Raw genomic sequence first — 21,864 nt, forward strand, 5'->3', positions numbered from 1 at the left:
TATCTCTCTTTCAGTACTGTAAATCAAGGGGGAATTTCTTTCTCAGGAGAACATTTGTATTTTTCACGAGGAATAATGTTAGGTTTGCTGACCGTATGCCTGCGTTATAAAGATAAATATGGTAAACAGCCTAACGTTTTGGGATGGAAAATGGTTAGAATGATTAGTAAAATTGATAAATGACTAGGTTAATATTTTTAAAGAATATTGACTAACCCTATAAAAATGGTAATATGTAAATGATAATGATAATCAATTACTATATGGCCATATTGTTTTGAGTCCTTGCGGAGTAGGAGATACGTTCTTTTTGCTGTAAGGATGTAAGGAGGCAGCATGAAGCTACGTTACTTATTTATTCTACTTATCATATTAGCAGTCACATCTGTATTTATCGGTGTAGAAGATCTGTCGCCGCTTGATCTCTTCGATTTAAGCAAACAAGAGGCGTCAACGCTGTTTGCAAGCCGTATGCCGCGATTGATCAGCATTGTCATCGCGGGATTAAGCATGAGCATCTGCGGTTTGATTATGCAGCAGATCAGCAGAAATAAATTCGTGTCACCGACGACGGCGGGCACGATGGATTGGGCGAGGCTCGGCATTTTAATTTCCTTGCTGCTGTTTACATCCGCCAGTCCTTTAATCAAAATGCTGGTCGCGTTTGTCTTTGCCCTTGCAGGAAATTTTCTGTTTATGAAAATCCTTGAAAGAATCAAGTTTAACGACACCATCTTTATTCCGCTTGTCGGTTTAATGCTCGGGAATATCGTCAGTTCAATCGCGACATTTATCGCATATAAATATGACTTGATCCAGAATGTGTCATCATGGCTGCAGGGAGACTTCTCTTTAGTCGTGAAAGGAAGATACGAGCTTCTTTATCTGAGTATTCCGCTCGTCATCATTGCCTATGTGTATGCGGATAAATTCACATTGGCCGGTATGGGTGAAAGCTTTTCTGTCAACCTCGGCCTCAAGTACAAACGGGTTGTGAACATCGGGCTCATTATCGTGTCCCTGATCACGTCCCTTGTCATTTTGACTGTCGGTATGCTGCCGTTTCTCGGTTTAATCATCCCGAATATTGTATCGATTTACAGAGGAGACAATCTGAAGAGCAGCCTGCCGCATACTGCGCTGTTGGGAGCGGTGTTTGTGCTGTTTTGCGATATACTGGGCAGAATCATTATCTTCCCTTATGAAATCTCGATTGGCCTGATGGTCGGAATCATCGGCAGCGGCATTTTCCTGTTTATGCTGTTAAGGAGAAAAGCCTATGCGTAACCAGATGAAAATAGCTTTGCTCGTTGGTTTAGCCATTGTATGTATTGGCTTGTTTTTGTTTTATGACTTAGGCAATTGGGATTACACCCTGCCGAGACGAATCAAAAAAGTCGCTGCCATTGTGCTGACTGGGGGAGCGATTGCGTTTTCGACCATGATCTTTCAAACGATTACGAACAACCGCATCCTGACGCCGAGCATTTTGGGCCTTGATTCTCTCTACATGCTGATTCAGACTGGCATTATCTTTTTGTTCGGTTCTGCGAATATGGTCATCATGAATAAAAACATCAACTTTATCATCTCTGTTCTGCTGATGATACTGTTTTCTCTTGTTTTGTATCAGATCATGTTCAAGGGTGAGGGGAGAAATATCTTTTTCCTTCTGCTTATCGGAATCGTGTTTGGCACGCTGTTCAGCAGCCTGTCTTCTTTTATGCAGATGCTGATTGATCCGAACGAGTTCCAAGTTGTGCAGGACAAGATGTTTGCCAGCTTTAACAATATCAATACGGATTTGTTATGGCTCGCGTTCATCATCTTCCTGCTGACAGGCGTTTATGTCTGGCGTTTTACAAAATTTTTCGATGTGCTGTCGCTCGGACGCGAGCACGCCGTGAATTTGGGCATTGACTACGATAAAGTGGTGAAGCAGATGCTGATCGTGGTTGCGATTTTGGTTTCTGTTTCAACAGCGCTAGTCGGGCCGATTATGTTTTTAGGCCTTCTGGTCGTCAACCTGGCGAGAGAATTCCTGAAAACATATAAGCATTCATACTTAATCGCAGGCTCCGTTTTCATCAGCATCATTGCGCTGGTCGGAGGGCAGTTTGTGGTTGAGAAAGTGTTTACCTTCTCAACGACGCTGAGCGTCATTATTAATTTTGCCGGCGGGATTTATTTTATCTACTTGCTGTTAAAGGAGAATAAATCATGGTAGAGGTCAGAAATGTAAGCAAACAATATGGCGGGAAAGTTGTTCTTGAAGAGACGTCAGTCACGATTCAAAAGGGCAAAATTACCTCGTTTATCGGTCCTAACGGCGCCGGCAAAAGTACGCTGCTGTCTATCATGAGCCGCCTGATCAAAAAGGATTCCGGCGAGATTTACATAGACGGACAAGAGATTGGAGCATGTGACAGCAAAGAGCTTGCCAAGAAAATGAGCATTTTGAAGCAGGCGAACCAAATCAATATCAGGCTCACGATCAAAGACCTCGTCAGTTTTGGCAGGTTTCCGTACTCACAGGGCCGGCTGACAGAGGAAGACTGGGTTCATATCAACCAGGCGCTTAGCTATATGAAGCTGGAAGACATTCAAGACAAATACTTGGATCAGCTGAGCGGCGGACAGTGCCAAAGGGCATTTATCGCCATGGTCATTGCCCAGGACACAGATTATATCTTTCTGGATGAGCCCCTGAACAATCTGGATATGAAACACTCAGTTGAAATTATGAAACTGCTGAAACGGCTGGTAGAGGAGCTTGGAAAAACGATCGTGGTCGTCATTCACGATATCAATTTTGCTTCAGTCTATTCTGACTATATCGTCGCTTTGAAAAACGGCCGAATCGTTAAAGAAGGACCGCCTGAAGAAATGATAGAAACGTCAGTGCTTGAGGAAATCTACGATATGACCATCCCGATTCAGACGATTGATAATCAAAGAATAGGTGTCTATTTTTCTTAATATATAGAAGAGGTGAAGAGCATGAAAAAGTTCGCATTACTATTCATCGCTTTGGTGACGGCAGTTGTGATTTCTGCATGCGGAAACCAAAGCACAAGCAGCAAAGGTTCTGATTCTAAGGAAGAACAAATCACGGTGAAACACCAGCTGGACAAAAACGGAACAAAAGTACCGAAGAGCCCTAAAAAAGTTGTCGTATTTGACTTTGGAAGCTTAGATACATTAGATAAACTTGGACTTGATGATAAAGTAGCGGGACTGCCGAAACAAGCCCTTCCTAAATATCTGTCCAAATTCAAGGATGACAAATATGCTGACGTCGGCAGCTTAAAAGAGCCAGACTTCGAGAAAGTGGCAGATTTAGACCCTGACTTGATCATTATCTCAGGAAGACAATCTGAGTCTTACAAAGAATTCTCTGAAATTGCGCCGACAATTTACCTTGGCGTAGACACAGCGAAGTATATGGAATCATTTAAGTCTGACGCAGAAACAATCGGTAAGATCTTCGATAAAGAAGATGAAGTGAAGGATGAACTCGCAAAAATCGATCATTCAATCGCAGATGTAAAGAAAACGGCTGAAAAGCTTAACAAAAACGGTCTCGTCATCATGGCGAACGACGGGAAGATCAGCGCATTCGGTCCTAAATCAAGATACGGCCTGATCCATGACGTGTTCGGCGTGACACCGGCTGATCAAAACATCAAAGCGTCTACTCACGGACAAAGCGTTTCTTACGAGTACATTTCAAAAACAAACCCGGATTACCTGTTTGTCATTGACCGCGGTACAGCGATCGGTGAAACATCATCTACTAAACAAGTCGTTGAAAATGATTATGTGAAAAATGTAAACGCAGTGAAAAATGATCATGTCGTCTACCTTGATTCTGCTACTTGGTACTTATCAGGAGGCGGTCTTGAGTCTATGGCACAAATGATCAAAGAAGTGAAAGACGGTTTAGAAAAGTAAAACCAAAAAGAGCCTCCGCTAAATAGCGGGGCTCTTTTTTGTTAATCAGCGTGCCGGCTGCTGTTCGGCAGGGCGCTGGGGTTTCTTTAATGTGAATGAGAGAAGGAAGCCGACAAGTGCAATGACGGCAGCCACAATAAAAGCGGCGTTCATGCCGTGCAGGGCGGCGTGCTTTACATTTGTCGTGCCTGCATGTGCCGCCTGGTTGCTCATCACGGAAACCAATAGTGCGGTTCCGATCGAGCCGCCGACTTGGCGAATCGTGTTGTTCATCGCAGTTCCGTGCGGAATCAAGTGGCGCGGCAGCGCGTTGATTCCGGCTGTTGTCACCGGCATCATGATCATGGCGGTGCCTAAGAGACGAACGGTGTATAAAACGACAATCCAAGCGAGTGACGTATGGTCAGTCAGTTGCATAAACGGCAGAGATGTCAGGAAGATGATGCAGAAACCGGCAATCGCCAGCCCTCTTCCGCCGACACGGTCAAAAATTCTGCCGATAATCGGTGACATAAAGCCCATCACAACGGCTCCCGGAAGGAGCATAAGCCCTGTATCAAAAGCTGTGACGTCTCTGACATTTTGTGTATAAAGCGGCAGGATGGTTTCCGTACCGATCAATAATGCAAAGACGAGGGTTCCCAGCAGTGTTGTTAAGCTGAAAACGCCAAACGTGAAGACGCGGAATTCCAGCATCGGTTTTTCAAGCTTCATTTGTCTTGTGATAAACAAGAGCAGCGCGATGACACCCACCAGCAGTGAAATCAAGACGGTTGAACTGGACCAGCCATAAGAGCCGACGCTTGAGAAGCCGTACAGAAGGCCGCCGAACCCAAATGTTGAAAGGATGACTGATAAAATATCAATCTGTGTTTTTCTTAAAGTCGTCACGTTTTTCATCAGGATGCTGGCAAGAATCAAATCAATCACAGCAAACGGAAGAATAATATAAAACAATGATCTCCAAGAGAAAGCTTCGACAGCCCATCCGGAAAGAGTCGGTCCGATCGCAGGCGCGAATGAGATGACCAATCCGACCATACCCATAGCCTGGCCGCGCTTTTCAATCGGAAAGATTGTCAGGAATACAGTCTGCATGAGCGGCATCATAATGCCGGCTCCGGCCGCTTGAATGATACGCGCTGTCAGCAGAACCGGGAAGTTCGGCGCGAACGCTCCGACGACTGTTCCGGCAGTGAAAATGCTCATTGCTGTGATGAGCAGCGCCCGGCTTGTGAATTTCTCAATTAAAAACGCGGTAATCGGAATTAAAATCCCGTTGGTTAACATAAATGATGTTGTCAGCCATTGTGCTTGGTTGGCATCGACATTGAAATCCCTCATGATATGGGGAAGTGCGGTAATCAACAATGTCTGGTTCAAAATCGCCACAAACGCTCCGGCTAACAAAATGCCGACAATGACAGAACGGTTAAAAGGTTTTTGTTCAATACTTGTGTTCAATACATATCCCTTCTTTTCTCTAAGTAATTAACAGTGTTTTTAACATGGAAACGGGCTGTGTTAAAACACTGGTTTGTTCCAGATAGCCAATCAGTGATTTGAGTAAAAAAGCGCGGGGATCTTCCTTCTTCGCTTCTTCCTCCAGCATGGCGGCTGCGGATGTCAGTTCATTTACGTCATAGTCCGCGGCGGACAGGGAAGAGATGCCTTTATGTAATTCCTTCAGGCTTTCCGATAATAGGACTGATTTATCCTTTGGCTTGTAGGAGGATGCTGAATGAATATAAAGCTCGATGGCTTCGGGCGGAAGAAGAGACTGGCGGGTTTCCCTGTTTTTGATAATCTGATTGAGGGTGCTGATGATAAACTCTGCGATCGGGTCAAGCTCAAGCGGTTTTTCCTCGATTTTGATCAGCATTAAAACCTCACGCATCATGCCGTGAAGAATGATAACCAAATCCCACACAAACGGGAGAATGGTTTCTCCATACGCCTGGATCAGCGAATCGCGGTGCCAGCAGATAATCGTCGATCTGGTCTGATGGATATGCTGTTTGACCCGGTCATTATGCAGCTTGGGGTTTCCGTAGGTCAGCATATTGAAAAACTGCTGATTCCGCCTGAAGCCCTCCAGTTCCATTTTGACCTTTTGCGTCAAACGCTCCTCCGGTGTAAGTGCGGTATTTTCCTGAAGTCTTGAGGCTGCGGCCACCATTTGCTTCTGGTTAAATGACAGCAGCTCCAAAAGCAGATCTTCTTTAGATTGGAACAGCTTATATATCGAAGCTTTTGACATCTTACATTCTTCTGCGATCGCCTGCATGGAAACCGACGTAAAATCCTTTTCCGATAAAAGCTTTCGCGCGGCTAACAAGATATCTGTTTTTTTATCAAGCATCTCATGGCTTCCTTCTTTCTTGAACATTAGAAAACCCATTGGTTCACAGAAAACCAATGAGTAACTATGAAAAAATTTTACCAAATAAACAAAATAGAAGTCAATGGATTTTAACCGGGTAAATGAAAGGCCTGCCGGAAAATCCGACAGGCCGAATAAGAGCTTATTTTTCAACTTTAAATCCTTGTTTTTCAAGCATTTCACGGATGTGCGGATAGTACAGGCGCTCATAGTAGGAAGCGATGCTCTGTGACCAATTTCTTGTTTCTTTTCCGTTTGTCCGTTTATTCATGTATTCAGACATCTGTTCGTCGTATGCCTGAATGTGAGACGTCAGCTCATCCTGATTCAAATAAGTTTCCTGATGATTGACAGCTTCCTGCGGCAAGCGCGGTTTTTTCGCTGAACGGTCGGCAGGATGCCCAATGACAAGGCCGGATAAAGGGAACACGTATTTTGGAAGCTCAAGCAGTTCGATCAGCTCTTGAGGGTTTCCGCGAACCGCACCGATCGGAACTGTGCCAAGTCCGAGTGACTCAGCCGCTGCTGTTGCTGTGCCGAGGGCAATACCAGCGTCTACTGCGCCGACAAGAACAGATTCCAATCCATTTGTGATTTCCATTTTGAAATCATGCAGATCTTCAAGCGCAATTTTGGCCCGGTTGAAATCTGCGCAGAACAGCAGGAAAACAGGAGCTTGATCGATCCATGGCTGGCCGCCTGCCAGCTCGGAGATTTTCTTTTTGCGCTCTTTATCCTGGACTGTGATCACAGTCACTTGCTGTCCGTTGATAGAAGAAGGGGCTGATTGCACCGCTTCAATGATTTGGTCCAATTGCTCCTGAGCTACAGGCTCATCTGTGTAGCTGCGAATCGAGCGGTGGTCTTTTAAAGATTTAATCACTTCATTCATATGGGACACCCTTTCTTTACTCGCTAAGCTCTGTGCGGACAACATCAAGAGGGGCGCTCAGCAGTTCTTTTCCTTTTGCGACAAACCCTTGGAAATGCGCAGTTTCGTTATGGAATTTCATTGCCGCTTCATCTTTCCATTTTTCAAGCATGACAAATGTATTTTCTTCGCCTACTTTTTCGAATAGGTCGTATTGCGCGTTGCCTTCCTCAGCTCTTGAATGCTGAACAAGTGATTGAGCCTCGCTCAAAAATTCCTCGCGTTTTTCTGGTTTTACTTTGATGTAAGCTTGTAATACGATCATTTAAATCTCCTCCGTTGTTATGCGAATTTATTGTTCGAATTTCATCGAACTAAATGTAACATGTATTCTAAATGAGGTAAAGGAAAAACCCTTATATAGTAAAATTGTCATTCTAATTGTTGTGTGATACATTTGTGTCATGAACATTCCAAACCATCCAGAAACAGAAACATTGCAGCTGACAAAGGTTCTTCATGCACTTAGTGATCCGCTTCGTTTAGAGCTCGTCAAGCAATTAGCTGAAGCAAAAGAAAAAACGTGCAGCACCTGTGCAGATGTGCAGGTTGCCAAATCGACTTTGTCGCATCATTTTAAAGTTTTGAGAGAATCAGGCATCGCTCAAGTTCGGATAGAAGGAAAGCGCCGGTATTATTCGCTTCGCGCTGAAGACCTTGAAAAGGCATTTCCGGGCCTGCTTGAAGCCGTGCTGAATGTAGACCAGGACCGCTGGTGAATCAATCCCCTGTAACGGGGATTTTTTTATGTCCGTTAACCGCTTTGAAAAGCCGCTGCACACCCTCCTGAATATCTTCTTCCTTCAGCCGTGCAAAGCCGATAATGAGAGCTGGCCTGCCCGTTTGCCGCTTGTCTTCCTTCAAGTTAAATCGGCTCATTCCGAATATTTCAAGCTGCAGCCCGGCAGCATGTGACAGGATGTCTTGTTCGGTGCGCCTGGTATCAAATTCGGTAACAAAATGCAGCCCCGCATTTGCCCCTTTTACGGTAACCTCTCCGCTGAACTCTGCTTCTAAAGCGGTGATCAGGCGTTCTCTCTTTTCTTTATAATGCTGCTTCATTTTTTTTATATGCTTCTGATATTCACCAGACTCGATAAATTCCTGCAGGGTGAGCTGTGTAAGTGATGAGCAAGTCTGCAGATCATAGCCCCGCTGTTTGTATGTCCTCAACAGCTCAGGCGGCAACACCATATAGCTGATCCGCAAGCCGGGGAGAAGGGACTTTGAAAAGGTTCCCATATAGATGACATTTTGAAAACGGTCGAGGCTTTGCAACGCCGGAATACTGTCTACATCATATGTGAATTCACTATCATAATCGTCCTCAATGATATATCGGCGCGGCTCCTCGGCTACCCAGTTCAGCAGCTGAATTCTTCTGGATACAGGCATAATCGTTCCGGACGGAAACTGATGTGACGGGGTGGTCACCAGTACATCTGGCTGCTGTCTGGTGATTTCAGCAATCGACATGCCCTTTTCATCCAGCATGATCGTCTTGACTTGTTTTCCGGCATTCTTCAAAAGCTGATACATGCGCCTGTAGCCAGGCTCCTCCATCGCATACACGGCTTCCTTGGGTAAAAGCTCAGTCAACAGCTGCATGAGCACCTGTGTGCCTGCCCCTATGATCATTTGTTCTGGCCTGCATTTTACACCCCTCGTCAGGGAAATGAGCCTGGTAATGGCCGCTCTCACTTCATATATCCCTTGCGGATGTGACATATCGCCGAGCGTGCGGTATGAGCGGGAGGCCGCTTTTTGCTCGCAGCGGAACCAGCTTTTGATCGAAAAATGGTCTGTATCGGAACTCATGTGTGAAAACGATATCCAATCGCTCTGGTCGATGTGAATCTCTTTTAGATCATCCGGCAGTGCAAATGGAGGGTGCTCCTCGGCGGAAAACATGTCTAGTTCCTCCACGAAGAAACCCTTTCGTTCAATGGCGTACAAATACCCTTCAGCCAGCAGCTGCTGATAGGCTGAATTCACTGAATTTACGCTGACCTTGAGATTTTCAGCCAGCTCCCGCTTGGAGGGAACCTTCGAGTGAGGCAGCAGATTGCGGCTGAGGATTTCTTTTTTCAGCTTTTGATAAATTTGCTGATAGATATAATCGGCTTGTTCTGAACGATCGAGTGTAATCGTGATATCCATTTTGTAGTTTCTCCTTCTGATACCATCAAAAAGTTATAATTGGTACTTTTCATCATACCAAAGAGAAGTCAGAATGATAAGAAAATACCGACAGGGGGATATTCACATGAGTCAAACAACAGCAAGCATCACAACTGCACAATGGCAGCAAAAACGGGATCAATTTGTGTCAAAAGGTGTGAGCAACGGCAACCGCAGTCTGGCGGTCAAAGGAGAAGGGGCCGAGCTGTACGATCTGGATGGCCGGAGATTTATTGATTTTGCAGGCGCCATCGGCACGTTAAATGTCGGACACTCGCATCCGAAGGTGGTTGAGGCTGTGAAGCGGCAGGCGGAGGAGCTGATTCATCCTGGTTTTAATGTCATGATGTACCCGACTTATATCGAATTAGCAGAAAAACTGTGCGGCATCGCGCCGGGCAGCCATGAGAAAAAAGCGATTTTTCTTAACTCAGGGGCAGAAGCGGTCGAAAACGCTGTGAAAATCGCCAGAAAGTATACAAAGCGCCAAGGCGTTGTCTCGTTTACACGCGGGTTTCACGGGCGCACGAATATGACGATGAGCATGACAAGCAAGGTAAAACCTTATAAATTCGGTTTCGGGCCTTTTGCGCCAGAGGTTTATCAAGCGCCGTTCCCTTATTATTATCAGAAGCCGGCCGGCATGAGTGATGAAAGCTATGACGATATGGTCATTCAAGCATTCAATGATTTCTTTATCGCTTCAGTGGCGCCTGAAACGGTGGCGTGTGTCGTGATGGAGCCAGTGCAGGGAGAAGGCGGATTTATTATTCCTTCGAAACGGTTCGTACAGCACGTCGCTTCATTCTGCAAAGAACACGGCATTGTTTTTGTTGCTGATGAAATCCAAACCGGCTTTGCCAGAACTGGCACTTATTTCGCAATTGAGCACTTTGATGTAGTGCCCGATCTGATCACGGTTTCTAAATCGCTTGCGGCAGGCCTGCCATTAAGCGGTGTGATCGGGCGTGCGGAAATGCTTGATGCGGCAGCGCCAGGGGAGCTGGGCGGCACGTATGCCGGCAGCCCGCTCGGCTGCGCGGCGGCTTTGGCAGTCTTGGATATTATCGAAGAAGAAGGACTGAATGAGCGATCTGAAGAAATTGGCAAAATCATTGAAGACAAGGCGTATGAGTGGAAACAAGAATTCCCGTTCATCGGTGACATCCGCAGACTCGGGGCGATGGCCGCAATCGAAATCGTCAAGGATCCTGACACGCGTGAGCCTGATAAGACAAAAGCAGCAGCGATCGCGGCCTATGCGAATCAAAACGGATTACTTTTGCTGACAGCGGGAATTAACGGTAATATCATCCGCTTTTTGACACCGCTCGTCATCTCAGACAGCCTATTAAATGAAGGGCTCAGCATCTTGGAGGCGGGCCTGCGAGCTTAATCATTGGAAAGAAAATGGCCGGGTCTGCTATCATTTTAAGTAATCATGAAAAGAAAGGAATGTTCAATATGCCAGATCAATTAACGGTCTACAACCCGGCTACGGGCGAGGAGATCAAAACGATTCCTCAGCAATCAGCCACAGAGGTAGAAGAAGCCATTGAACGTTCACATCAAGCGTTTAAAACGTGGTCTAAAACATCAGCGAACGAAAGAACGTCTCTTTTGAAAAAATGGTATGAGCTGATTGTTGAACATAAAGAAGAGCTTGCAGATTTAATTACAAAGGAAAACGGAAAACCATACCAGGAAGCAGTCGGCGAGGTACTTTACGGCGCAGGCTATATCGAATGGTTCGCAGAGGAAGCGAAGCGTGTGTACGGAAGAACGGTCCCGGCCCCGACAACGGGTAAACGAATTGTTGTCACACGCCAGCCGGTCGGCCCCGTTGCAGCTATCACGCCCTGGAATTTTCCGAATGCGATGATTACACGCAAAGCGGCGCCTGCTCTTGCCGCCGGCTGTACATTTATCATCAAGCCGGCGCCGGACACACCGCTGTCTGCTTATGAACTGGCGCGCCTCGCATATGAAGCGGGCATTCCGAAGGATGTTCTTCAGGTTGTAATCGGCGATGGAGAAGAAATCGGAAATGTGTTCACAAGCAGTCCGAAAATCCGCAAAATCACCTTCACAGGCTCAACACCTGTAGGGAAAATCCTTATGAAAAACAGCGCGGACACCGTGAAGCACGTCTCAATGGAACTCGGCGGACATGCCCCGCTGATCGTAGATGAAGATGCGGACATTGACCTTGCCGTTGAACAGGCGATGGCGTCCAAATACCGAAACGCCGGCCAAACCTGCGTATGTGCCAACCGCCTGATCGTTCATGAATCCATTAAAGATGAATTTGCTGCGAAACTGAGCGAGCAAGTGTCTAAGCTGAAAGTCGGAAATGGACTTGAGGAAGGCGTCAATGTCGGCCCGATCATTAACAAACGAGGCTTCGAAAAAATCGTCAGCCAAATTGATGATGCGGTTGAAAAAGGCGCGAAAGTGATTGCTGGGGGCACATATGACCGAAACGATGACAAAGGGTGCTACTTTGTGAATCCGACAGTGCTCACCGATGTCGATACGTCCATGAACATCATGCATGAGGAAACATTCGGCCCGGTCGCCCCGATCGTCACGTTTTCTGATATTGATGAAGCGATTCAGCTTGCCAACGATACACCGTATGGCTTGGCTGCTTACTTCTTCACAGAAAACTACCGCCGCGGCATCTATATTTCCGAGAATCTAGAGTATGGCATTATCGGCTGGAATGACGGCGGACCGTCAGCGGTTCAAGCGCCATTCGGCGGAATGAAAGAAAGCGGCATTGGCCGTGAAGGCGGTTCAGAAGGTATCGAGCCGTACCTTGAAACAAAATATTTGTCCATCGGTTTATAAAAGAATGCACGCTCATGAGAGCTGCCGGATTTTCCGGCAGCTCTTTTTGTGTTCCGGCGAATAATCACAACAATTCCAGCCAAAATAACAGCAAATACATTTTGAAAGAAGGTTCCCCAACAATGGATTTATTATTGGCTCTTCTCCCGGCTTTGTTTTGGGGGAGCATTGTTCTCTTCAATGTGAAATTAGGCGGCGGGCCGTACAGCCAGACACTGGGAACGACGATCGGGGCACTCATTGTTTCTATCGTTATTTACTTTTTTGTTCAGCCCGTTCTGTCCCTTCGCATTTTTATTGTTGGAATCGTATCCGGCTTATTTTGGTCACTTGGACAGGCCAACCAGCTGAAAAGCATTCAATTGATGGGCGTGTCGAAAACAATGCCGATTTCCACAGGAATGCAGCTCGTTTCCACCTCGCTGTTCGGTGTGATCGTGTTCCGCGAATGGTCAACACCGATTGCGATTACGCTTGGCGTTCTCGCTTTGATCTTTATCATTGTGGGAATCATTCTCACGTCCTTGGAAGATAAGAATGATAAAAAAGAGGGCGAGCCAAGCAATTTGAAAAAGGGCATTTTGATTCTCCTTGTTTCGACTCTTGGTTATTTGGTTTATGTAGTAGTGGCTAGATTATTCAATGTGTCCGGCTGGTCCGCGTTGCTGCCACAGGCAATTGGTATGGTGGTCGGGGGGTTAGTTTTAACCTATAGACACAAACCCTTTAACAAGTATGCGATCAGAAATATTCTCCCAGGGTTAATCTGGGCAGGCGGAAATATGTTTTTGTTTATTTCTCAGCCGCGAGTCGGCGTTGCAACGAGCTTTTCCCTTTCACAAATGGGAATTGTCATTTCTACGCTCGGCGGTATTTTCATCCTGCGTGAAAAGAAAACGAAACGCCAGCTAATAGCAATTGCGATCGGGATTATCCTGATTATTGCCGCCGCCGTATTCTTAGGAATCGCCAAAACAAATTCATAACAAATGGAGGAGGATGTATATGTATCCGGATTTAAAAGGAAAAGTCGTCGCTATTACAGGAGCTGCTTCAGGGCTCGGAAAGGCGATGGCCATTCGCTTCGGCAAGGAGCAGGCAAAAGTGGTTATCAACTATTATAGTAATAAACAAGATCCAAACGAGGTAAAAGAAGAGGTCATCAAGGCGGGCGGTGAAGCTGTTGTCGTCCAAGGAGATGTCACGAAAGAGGAAGATGTAAAAAATATCGTGCAAACGGCAATTAAGGAGTTCGGCACACTCGATATTATGATTAATAATGCCGGTCTTGAAAATCCTGTACCATCTCACGAAATGCCGCTCAAGGATTGGGATAAAGTCATCGGCACGAACTTAACGGGTGCCTTTTTAGGAAGCCGTGAAGCGATTAAATATTTCGTAGAAAACGATATCAAGGGAAATGTCATTAACATGTCCAGTGTGCACGAAGTGATTCCTTGGCCGTTATTTGTCCACTATGCGGCAAGTAAAGGCGGGATAAAGCTGATGACAGAAACATTAGCGTTGGAATACGCGCCGAAGGGCATTCGCGTCAATAATATTGGGCCAGGTGCGATCAACACGCCAATCAATGCTGAAAAATTCGCTGACCCTAAACAGAAAGCTGATGTAGAAAGCATGATTCCAATGGGATATATCGGCGAACCGGAGGAGATCGCCGCAGTAGCAGCCTGGCTTGCTTCGAAGGAAGCCAGCTACGTCACAGGCATCACGTTATTCGCGGACGGTGGTATGACACAATATCCTTCATTCCAGGCAGGACGCGGTTAAACAAAAAAAGCGACCCAGACATCACATCTGGATCGCTTTTTTATTACGCACGCTTTTTCTTAACAAGTGCTGCTACAGATAAAATAATGGCAGCCGCAGACAGCACAATCGCTGTAATGTCTAGAGCTGAAGAACCTGAGTTTTCGGAATCGTCTTCTGTTTTCGTGGCGCCGTGCTCATCTGTCACTTGTTTTGCAGACGTGATGTTTGTAATGGAATGAGGTGTATCGGCATCCTCGTCACCTGTCCACTCAACAATGCTGCCGTCTTTGTAATATTGGTATGCGTCCCAAGCAGCTTCCTCCGCTTTGTCAGGGTTTTTGGCAACAAAGGTAAACTGCTGGAACTGGCCTTCCTGAATGCCACCGTCAGTCGCTTCCCACGTCACGGACACTGATTTGTCATCATGTTTTTGAGTGGAAACCTTCCAGCCCGGAATTGGCTCATATTGCTGGAATTCAACATCCTTCGGCATTTTGAGGACAACCTTCGTTGTCGGCAGATTTTTCTCAGAAGGGACCTTCATTGTATACGTTTCCCAAGAGCCTGCAGCAGACTCAGCCGGTTTTACAGAAACGTGCGCGCTGGCAGGGGCCGTAAAGAATAAGAGGGAGCCGACAATAGCCGGAGATAGTGTCAATGCGATTTTTTTCAACAACGTAAACACTCCTTAATTGGTCTTTGTAAACATGATATTGATTTCGTTAAAGTCGCCGGTCAGGCCGTGGACTTTGATCTTCCAGTTTCCTTTTTCATTAATCGACAGGTTTTGATCTTGGAAGACGCCTTTTGTTTTTTCTTTTAATGTAAAGGTGCTTTTGTTTTCGCTGCCTGACAGGCCTGTTTTATAAACGGTTAACGTGATTTGCTGGATGTTTTTCACGGGATCTCCGTTATGGTCGGTGACACGCAGCTCAAAAACATTTTTTCCGGGCTGGTTTGGGCTGATGCTGAGAGAAACGCTTTGTCCGTTCTCAATCGCTTTGGTTTGGTAGAACGGTTCCGGCGCCGGCTCAGACGGGCTTGGCAGGCTTGTAAACACGGCCGCTGTGATCAATACAGCGATGCCGATTGCCCACTCCGCTTTCAACGTTCGGCTGATTCCTGTGCGGCGCTGCTTTCTGGTAAGCAGAAAATGAATCGCACCTAAGACCAGCATGAAAACAAACAGCCCGCTTTTCACTAAAAGAGCTTGGCCGTACGCTGTATGGAACAGTGAATCCATTGAACGAATGATGAAAAATCCATTGAGCAAGCCTGAAAACAAAATGACGCCGACTGCAGTGAGCGCCCATGGGGAGAACCGTCTGACCGTCTCCCACGCGAGCGTTTTGTCAGGCTGCCTCCATTCTTTTGAGAGCAGCAAAACGAGTGCCGCTATTCCGCCAACCCAGATGGAAGCGGAAGTTAAATGAAGAAAATCCATCAAAATGCCGACCGTTTTTTCTTCAACGACAGCAGCATGCCCGGTAAACGCCTTGGCGAGCAGGAGACCGAAAAAGAAAATGAGCGGCGCTGTCCAATAGCCAAAGGATGAAAAGCGGTTTTTCCGTATCGCAGGGATGACAGACAGTGCGAGCAGCACGAACAGCGCAGCCTGTATGATCCAAATGGAGCCGCCTGCTGTCTCAAACAGTGTTTCTCTGATGTAGCCCGGCTGGAATGCGCTGCCCCAGCCGCCGCCTGCGTTCGCTTTTGTCTGAATCGGAAGCTGAAGCAAAAGCGCCAGACCCAGTGCTGCGATCGAGCCGGTCAGGATACGTCTCGTCCGTTTGACGAGCTGTTCTGATTTCCCTTTATACCAGAAAAGATGGAAGAAAACCGTTCCGATAAACAGAGATAAGGCTGTATACAGAATCGCGCGATCTGCTGCTGTTCCCGGATTCAGCGCTGAATCGGCTGCTTTTTGGCTGCTGAATCCGCCATCCGCTTTCCCGATACTGAACGGAATGACGCCGGAAACAGGATGTCCATCCGCGGATACGGCATTCCATTCCGCTCTGTACACATCTTTAGGCAGATTCTTCTTCAGCTTCACTGTCATGATGTGATGATTATCTTTTTTGATTTCAGTCTTGTCCGTATCCACACGGTCGCCGTTTGAATTATAGACTTTAATGTAATGAAACCCTTCTTCAACCGGTTCATTAAATTCGATTTCCACCTGCGCAGGGGCGCTTTTTAATTCGCTGTTTTCCCCAGGTGAAGATTTGACAATATAGGCGTGAGCAAAGCTTGTTTTCGGCAGGAAAACAAGAAAAAGCAGAAGGATGATCCACCATCTGTTTCGCTTCATCACTCAGACACCACCTTCCGCTGTATGTGTTGTGTTATTTCTTGGTGCAGGTGCAGCGTTTCTTTCGGTCTTGAAGCATATCTTCCAGCGCTTGGTCGAAAGTGCGGACGGCTCCGCCGAATCCTTTTTGAAATCGTTCGGCATGGTCAAGTGTCGCAAACGGAATGGCCTGCGGCTGGCAGCAGTGCAGGTTTAATTCAGCATTTACGACGAAATAAGCCGAACCGGCACTGACGGTTGTCTGTAACAGAAAATCTCTGCAAATCAAGTGTGAAACCTCTTCCGTTTTATCCGCGTAACGCAAAAATGCGCAATGTGCGCAGCATAGCTGTTCAATGTCTTGGTTTACCGTAATCAGCTGAACCGAATGAGCTTGATTGACGGGCTTCAAGCAATAGCTGCACATATGATCCGTGTGAGGTGTTCGGGCGGGGAGCGTGATGCCGCCGGCCGTTTTAATGACTTGATTTGACTGAACCAGCTGATTGACATCTCTGTATACCGTCATTTCCGAAACGCCAAACCTTGCGCTGATGTCAGAAATTCTGAGCGCGCCTTCTTCTTTCAGCCACTTCAGTATGTGTTGCTGTCTATTAATCGGAAGCATTCATACACCCTCTTTATTAAGATCTATTTAAGCGTAGAGGATTTTAGAGACAGAGACAAGTAAGCTGATGATAAAAAATGTGAAAATATGTTGAACAGCAACAAAACGAAACAGAAGAGACTCTGGTATAATAGACAGATGGAATAGAAAGTGAGGAATACCCTATGAAAGAAACACCATGCCCGAACTGCGGCAAACCTTTGACAGGCGACATGGTCAGATCATCAAATGTGCCTTGTCAATTTCGCTGCGGCCACTGCCGGGAACGGCTTTATGAATATAAAGTATCAGCTCCGATTATGCTGGTATCATTAGCGGCCATTGTGCTGCTTATTTATCTTTTGCTGCTCCTCCGCAATGCGGCAGGCTCAGTGCTGCCAGCTGTACAGCACGTGCCGATGGCTGTATTTGCGCTTGTGTGCGCGTATCCCGTTTTTATTGTGAGTGAGCGGATGATTGCAAAGTACGTGATTCAAAATGGCAACATCATTTATAGAGGAAAGAGAAAAGGCTCCTGAAACCAGGAGCCTTTTTATTTTTAAAAAATTGTCACAGTCATGTGCCAAAGTCCTCTTTACTTTCAATTGTATAGGGACTGTAAGCGTTTTAACATAGAGTCAAAGGGAAGCATCATTCTCTGAACATATTTTTGTATCTTACAGCGACAAACAAAACAGGGAGGGTTTATATATGCAGCAGCAAGAACAGCAGCAAGGCGGCATGAAAGTGAAAGTGCAACGCTTTGGGAGTTATTTGAGCGGAATGATCATGCCGAATATCGGCGCATTTATCGCGTGGGGTATCATTACCGCGCTGTTTATTCCGGCAGGATGGTTTCCGAATGAACAGCTGAACACGCTGGTCAGCCCGATGATTACGTATTTATTGCCGCTTTTGATAGCGTATACAGGCGGAAAAATGATCTACGACCACCGCGGCGGAGTTGTCGGAGCGACAGCGGCAATTGGGGTGATTGTAGGATCGGATATTCCAATGTTTTTAGGCGCAATGATTATGGGTCCGCTTGGCGGATACCTCATTAAACAGACTGATAAATTATTCAAGGATAAAGTCAAGCAAGGCTTTGAAATGCTGATCAACAACTTTACGGCAGGGATTGTCGGCGCGGCTTTAACGATTCTCGCGTTTTACGCCATCGGCCCGGTTGTCTTGACGCTAAATAAATTGCTGGCGGCTGGTGTGGAAGTCATTGTACACGCTAATTTACTGCCGGTAGCCAGTGTTTTTGTAGAACCGGCGAAAGTGTTGTTCCTTAACAACGCCATAAACCATGGAATCTTAAGCCCGATCGGAATCGAGCAAGCATCTCAAACAGGAAAATCAATTCTGTTTTTAGTAGAAGCAAACCCTGGACCGGGGCTCGGCATTTTGCTGGCCTACATGTTCTTTGGCAAAGGATCTTCAAAATCAACGGCTCCCGGTGCGGCGATCATCCATTTCTTCGGAGGGATTCACGAGATTTACTTCCCGTACATTCTGATGAAACCGGCCCTGATTCTCGCAGCCATTGCCGGCGGAGCAAGCGGACTCTTAACGTTTACGATCTTTAATGCCGGACTTGTCGCGGCAGCGTCACCGGGAAGCATTATCGCATTGATGGCAATGACGCCAAGAGGAGGCTATTTAGGCGTATTGGCGGGTGTATTGGTCGCTGCAGCTGTATCGTTCATCGTTTCAGCAGTGATCCTGAAATCCTCTAAAGCTAGTGAAGAAGACCTGGCTGCCGCAACAGAAAAAATGCAGTCCATGAAGGGGAAGAAAAGCCAAGCAGCAGCTGCTTTAGAGGCGGAACAAGCCAAAGCAGAAGAAGCGTCTGAGCTGTCTCCTGAAAGCGTGAACAAAATTATCTTTGCGTGTGATGCGGGAATGGGATCAAGTGCCATGGGGGCATCCATCTTAAGAAACAAAGTGAAAAAAGCGGAGCTTGACATCAGTGTGACCAACACGGCCATTAACAATCTGCCAAGCGATGCGGATATTGTCATCACCCACAAAGATTTAACAGACCGCGCGAAAGCAAAGCTGCCGAACGCGACGCACATATCAGTGGATAACTTCTTAAACAGCCCGAAATACGACGAGCTGATTGAAAAGCTGAAAAAGTAATCTTATAGAAAGAGAGTGATACTCATGCAAGTACTCGCAAAGGAAAATATTAAACTCAATCAAACGGTATCATCAAAAGAAGAGGCCATCAAATTGGCAGGCCAGACGCTGATTGACAACGGCTACGTGACAGAGGATTACATTAGCAAAATGTTTGAACGTGAAGAAACGTCTTCTACGTTTATGGGGAATTTCATTGCCATTCCACACGGCACAGAAGAAGCGAAAAGCGAGGTGCTTCATTCCGGAATTTCAATTATACAGATTCCAGATGGTGTTGAGTACGGAGAAGGCAACACGGCAAAAGTGGTATTCGGCATTGCGGGTAAAAATAATGAGCATTTAGACATTTTGTCTAACATCGCCATTATCTGTTCAGAAGAAGAAAACATTGAACGCCTGATCTCCGCTAAAAGCGAAGAAGATTTGATCGCCATTTTCAACGAGGTGAACTGACATGATCGCCTTACATTTCGGTGCGGGGAATATTGGGAGAGGGTTTATCGGCGCGCTGCTTCATCACTCCGGCTATGATGTGGTGTTTGCGGATGTAAACGACACGATGGTCAGCCTCCTCAACGAAAAAAAAGAATACACAGTAGAACTGGCAGAAGAGGGACGTTCATCGGAGATCATTGGCCCGGTGAGCGCTATTAACAGCGGCAGTCAGACCGAGGAGCTGTACCGGCTGATGAATGAGGCGGCGCTCATCACAACAGCTGTCGGCCCGAACGTGCTGAAACTGATTGCTCCGTCTATCGCAGAAGGTTTAAGACGGAGAAACGCTGGAAACACACTGAATATCATTGCCTGCGAAAATATGATTGGCGGAAGCAGCTTCTTAAAGAAAGAGATATACAGCCATTTAACGGAAGCAGAGCAGAAATCCGTCAGTGAAACGGTAGGTTTTCCGAATTCTGCCGTTGACCGGATCGTCCCGATTCAGCATCATGAAGACCCGCTGAAAGTATCGGTTGAACCATTTTTCGAATGGGTCATTGATGAATCAGGCTTTAAAGGGAAAACACCAGTCATAAACGGCGCACTGTTTGTTGATGATTTAACGCCGTACATCGAACGGAAGCTGTTTACGGTCAATACCGGACACGCGGTGACAGCGTATGTCGGCTATCAGCGCGGACTCAAGACGGTCAAAGAAGCAATCGATCATCCGGAAATCCGCCGTGTTGTTCATTCGGCGCTGCTTGAAACTGGTGACTATCTCGTCAAATTGTATGGCTTTAAGCAAACTGAACACGAGCAATATATCAAAAAAATCATCGGTCGCTTTGAAAATCCTTTCATTTCGGACGATGTGACCCGCGTAGCGAGGTCACCTCTCAGAAAACTGGGAGAAAATGATAGACTTGTAGGCCCGGCAAAGAAAATAAAAGAACCGAATGCACTGGCGGAAGGAATTGCCGCAGCACTGCGCTTCGATTTCACTGGTGACCCTGAAGCGGTTGAACTGCAAGCGCTGATCGAAGAAAAAGGATACAGCGGCGTACTTCAAGAGGTGTGCGGCATTCAGTCCCATGAACCGTTGCACGCCATCATTTTAAAGAAACTTAATCAATAACCGATCACCCGTGACACAATGTCACGGGCTTTTTTTACTATCTCGCAATCTAGTATAATAGAAAGCGCTTACGAAAACAGGGGAAGGAGAATGACGATGAAACAATTTGAGATTGCGGCAATACCGGGAGACGGAGTAGGAAAAGAGGTTGTAGCGGCTGCTGAGAAAGTGCTTCATACAGCCGCTGAGGTACACGGAGGTTTGTCATTCTCATTCACGGCTTTTCCATGGAGCTGTGATTATTACTTGGAGCACGGCAAAATGATGCCCGAAGATGGAATACATACGCTTACTCAATTTGAAGCGGTTTTTTTGGGAGCCGTCGGAAATCCGAAGCTGGTTCCCGATCATATATCGTTATGGGGACTGCTGCTGAAAATCCGGAGGGAGCTTGAGCTTTCCATTAATATGAGACCCGCCAAACAAATGGCAGGCATTACGTCGCCGCTTCTGCATCCAAATGATTTTGACTTCGTGGTGATTCGCGAGAACAGTGAAGGTGAATACAGTGAAGTCGGCGGGCGCATTCACAGAGGCGATGATGAAATCGCCATCCAGAATGCCGTGTTTACGAGAAAAGCGACAGAACGTGTCATGCGCTTTGCCTTCGAATTGGCAAAAAAACGGCGCAGCCATGTGACAAGCGCCACAAAGTCTAACGGCATTTATCACGCGATGCCGTTTTGGGATGAAGTCTTTCAGCAGACAGCAGCTGATTATAGCGAAATCGAAACATCATCTCAGCATATTGATGCGCTGGCCGCTTTTTTTGTGACGCGTCCGGAAACGTTTGATGTCATTGTGGCGAGCAACTTGTTCGGTGATATTTTAACCGACATCAGCTCAAGCCTGATGGGAAGCATCGGCATTGCGCCTTCTGCTAACATCAATCCATCCGGCAAATATCCGTCCATGTTTGAACCGGTTCACGGCTCAGCTCCTGACATTGCCGGACAGGGCCTTGCCAATCCGATCGGCCAGATTTGGACAGCGAAGCTGATGCTCGACCACTTCGGAGAGGAGGAATTGGGGGCGGAAATTCTGGATGTAATGGAGCAAGTGACTGCCGACGGCATCAAAACACGCGACATTGGGGGACAAAGCACAACGGCTGAGGTCACTGATGAAATCTGTTCGCGCTTAAGAAAGCTCTGATGAATCA

The 21,864-nt window shown here is 46.6% G+C and carries 22 protein-coding genes; 14 read left to right on the forward strand and 8 right to left on the reverse strand.

Annotated features, from left to right (window positions below; genetic code table 11):
* Positions 1–336 precede the first annotated feature (336 nt).
* The 4 genes from yclN to yclQ are packed head-to-tail and all read left to right on the forward strand — an operon-like array spanning position 337 to position 3,954.
* Positions 337–1,287 (forward strand): petrobactin ABC transporter permease YclN, encoded by a 951-nt coding sequence (gene yclN / locus MKX71_RS02155; protein ID WP_087960839.1) that lies wholly within the window; start codon positions 337–339, stop codon positions 1,285–1,287.
* Entirely contained in the window at positions 1,280–2,227 is a 948-nt protein-coding gene (yclO, locus tag MKX71_RS02160) for a petrobactin ABC transporter permease YclO (protein WP_003246705.1), read from the forward strand. The genes yclN and yclO overlap by 8 nt, the downstream gene beginning before the upstream one ends.
* The gene (gene yclP, locus MKX71_RS02165) at positions 2,221–2,979 is read left to right on the forward strand and encodes an ABC transporter ATP-binding protein (protein ID WP_212059767.1); all 759 of its coding nucleotides are present in this window, start codon (positions 2,221–2,223) and stop codon (positions 2,977–2,979) included. The genes yclO and yclP overlap by 7 nt, the downstream gene beginning before the upstream one ends.
* 21 nt (positions 2,980–3,000) lie before the next feature.
* Positions 3,001–3,954 (forward strand): siderophore ABC transporter substrate-binding protein, encoded by a 954-nt coding sequence (gene yclQ, locus MKX71_RS02170; protein ID WP_212059769.1) that lies wholly within the window; start codon positions 3,001–3,003, stop codon positions 3,952–3,954.
* Between the two features lie 45 nt (positions 3,955–3,999).
* Here the strand turns inward: yclQ and MKX71_RS02175 are convergent, their stop codons facing one another.
* The 4 genes from MKX71_RS02175 to MKX71_RS02190 all read right to left on the reverse strand — a co-directional run bounded on the left by MKX71_RS02175 (position 4,000) and on the right by MKX71_RS02190 (position 7,533).
* Positions 4,000–5,418 (reverse strand): MDR family MFS transporter, encoded by a 1,419-nt coding sequence (locus tag MKX71_RS02175; RefSeq protein WP_014478836.1) that lies wholly within the window; start codon positions 5,416–5,418, stop codon positions 4,000–4,002.
* A gap of 19 nt (positions 5,419–5,437) precedes the next feature.
* On the reverse strand, positions 5,438–6,316 hold the full coding sequence (locus MKX71_RS02180) for a helix-turn-helix domain-containing protein (protein WP_339231688.1): 879 nt from the start codon (positions 6,314–6,316) through the stop codon (positions 5,438–5,440).
* Positions 6,317–6,479: 163 nt separating this feature from the next.
* Positions 6,480–7,229, reverse strand: coding sequence for an oxygen-insensitive NADPH nitroreductase (gene nfsA, locus MKX71_RS02185; RefSeq protein ID WP_014475811.1), 750 nt, complete (start codon positions 7,227–7,229; stop codon positions 6,480–6,482).
* Positions 7,230–7,245: 16 nt separating this feature from the next.
* Positions 7,246–7,533 (reverse strand): putative quinol monooxygenase, encoded by a 288-nt coding sequence (locus MKX71_RS02190; protein WP_003234477.1) that lies wholly within the window; start codon positions 7,531–7,533, stop codon positions 7,246–7,248.
* A gap of 139 nt (positions 7,534–7,672) precedes the next feature.
* On the opposite strand from MKX71_RS02190, the gene MKX71_RS02195 reads away from it, so the two are divergent.
* Positions 7,673–7,987 (forward strand): metalloregulator ArsR/SmtB family transcription factor, encoded by a 315-nt coding sequence (locus MKX71_RS02195; protein WP_003234476.1) that lies wholly within the window; start codon positions 7,673–7,675, stop codon positions 7,985–7,987.
* 1 nt (position 7,988) lies between these two features.
* Here MKX71_RS02195 and gabR read toward each other — a convergent pair whose 3' ends face one another.
* Positions 7,989–9,428: a PLP-dependent aminotransferase family protein gene (gene gabR, locus MKX71_RS02200; protein ID WP_212059771.1), complete on the reverse strand. Its 1,440-nt coding sequence runs from the start codon at positions 9,426–9,428 to the stop codon at positions 7,989–7,991.
* 106 nt (positions 9,429–9,534) lie between these two features.
* On the opposite strand from gabR, the gene gabT reads away from it, so the two are divergent.
* From gabT to gdh, 4 genes are all read left to right on the forward strand, one after another.
* A complete protein-coding gene (gene gabT, locus MKX71_RS02205; RefSeq protein WP_003234459.1) occupies positions 9,535–10,845 on the forward strand; it encodes a 4-aminobutyrate--2-oxoglutarate transaminase in 1,311 nt (436 codons plus the stop codon).
* Positions 10,846–10,913: 68 nt separating this feature from the next.
* Entirely contained in the window at positions 10,914–12,302 is a 1,389-nt protein-coding gene (gene gabD, locus MKX71_RS02210; RefSeq protein WP_003246615.1) for a succinate-semialdehyde dehydrogenase, read from the forward strand.
* Positions 12,303–12,424: 122 nt separating this feature from the next.
* A complete protein-coding gene (gene glcU / locus MKX71_RS02215; RefSeq protein ID WP_003234455.1) occupies positions 12,425–13,288 on the forward strand; it encodes a glucose uptake protein GlcU in 864 nt (287 codons plus the stop codon).
* Positions 13,289–13,307: 19 nt separating this feature from the next.
* Positions 13,308–14,093 (forward strand): glucose 1-dehydrogenase, encoded by a 786-nt coding sequence (gene gdh, locus MKX71_RS02220; RefSeq protein WP_003246720.1) that lies wholly within the window; start codon positions 13,308–13,310, stop codon positions 14,091–14,093.
* 43 nt (positions 14,094–14,136) lie between these two features.
* Here gdh and MKX71_RS02225 read toward each other — a convergent pair whose 3' ends face one another.
* The 3 genes from MKX71_RS02225 to ycnK are packed head-to-tail and all read right to left on the reverse strand — an operon-like array spanning position 14,137 to position 16,996.
* A complete protein-coding gene (locus MKX71_RS02225; protein WP_144500876.1) occupies positions 14,137–14,751 on the reverse strand; it encodes a DUF1775 domain-containing protein in 615 nt (204 codons plus the stop codon).
* Between the two features lie 12 nt (positions 14,752–14,763).
* Positions 14,764–16,389: a copper transporter YcnJ gene (ycnJ, locus tag MKX71_RS02230; RefSeq protein WP_339232029.1), complete on the reverse strand. Its 1,626-nt coding sequence runs from the start codon at positions 16,387–16,389 to the stop codon at positions 14,764–14,766.
* A 34-nt stretch (positions 16,390–16,423) separates the two neighbouring features.
* Entirely contained in the window at positions 16,424–16,996 is a 573-nt protein-coding gene (gene ycnK, locus MKX71_RS02235) for a copper uptake transcriptional regulator YcnK (protein ID WP_339231690.1), read from the reverse strand.
* 164 nt (positions 16,997–17,160) lie between these two features.
* Here ycnK and MKX71_RS02240 point away from each other — a divergent pair, with 164 nt between their 5' ends.
* From MKX71_RS02240 to MKX71_RS02260, 5 genes are all read left to right on the forward strand, one after another.
* Entirely contained in the window at positions 17,161–17,514 is a 354-nt protein-coding gene (locus tag MKX71_RS02240; RefSeq protein WP_017696160.1) for a hypothetical protein, read from the forward strand.
* Between the two features lie 172 nt (positions 17,515–17,686).
* Positions 17,687–19,123: a PTS mannitol transporter subunit IICB gene (locus MKX71_RS02245; RefSeq protein WP_339231691.1), complete on the forward strand. Its 1,437-nt coding sequence runs from the start codon at positions 17,687–17,689 to the stop codon at positions 19,121–19,123.
* 24 nt (positions 19,124–19,147) lie between these two features.
* Positions 19,148–19,579, forward strand: coding sequence for a PTS sugar transporter subunit IIA (locus MKX71_RS02250; RefSeq protein ID WP_003234440.1), 432 nt, complete (start codon positions 19,148–19,150; stop codon positions 19,577–19,579).
* Position 19,580: 1 nt separating this feature from the next.
* Positions 19,581–20,702: a mannitol-1-phosphate 5-dehydrogenase gene (locus MKX71_RS02255; protein ID WP_327842225.1), complete on the forward strand. Its 1,122-nt coding sequence runs from the start codon at positions 19,581–19,583 to the stop codon at positions 20,700–20,702.
* Between the two features lie 90 nt (positions 20,703–20,792).
* Positions 20,793–21,857, forward strand: coding sequence for a tartrate dehydrogenase (locus MKX71_RS02260; protein WP_230488155.1), 1,065 nt, complete (start codon positions 20,793–20,795; stop codon positions 21,855–21,857).
* Positions 21,858–21,864: the final 7 nt, after the last annotated feature.

Source organism: Bacillus sp. FSL M8-0071, assembly GCF_037975455.1.
In the GTDB taxonomy this organism is placed as follows: domain Bacteria; phylum Bacillota; class Bacilli; order Bacillales; family Bacillaceae; genus Bacillus; species Bacillus subtilis.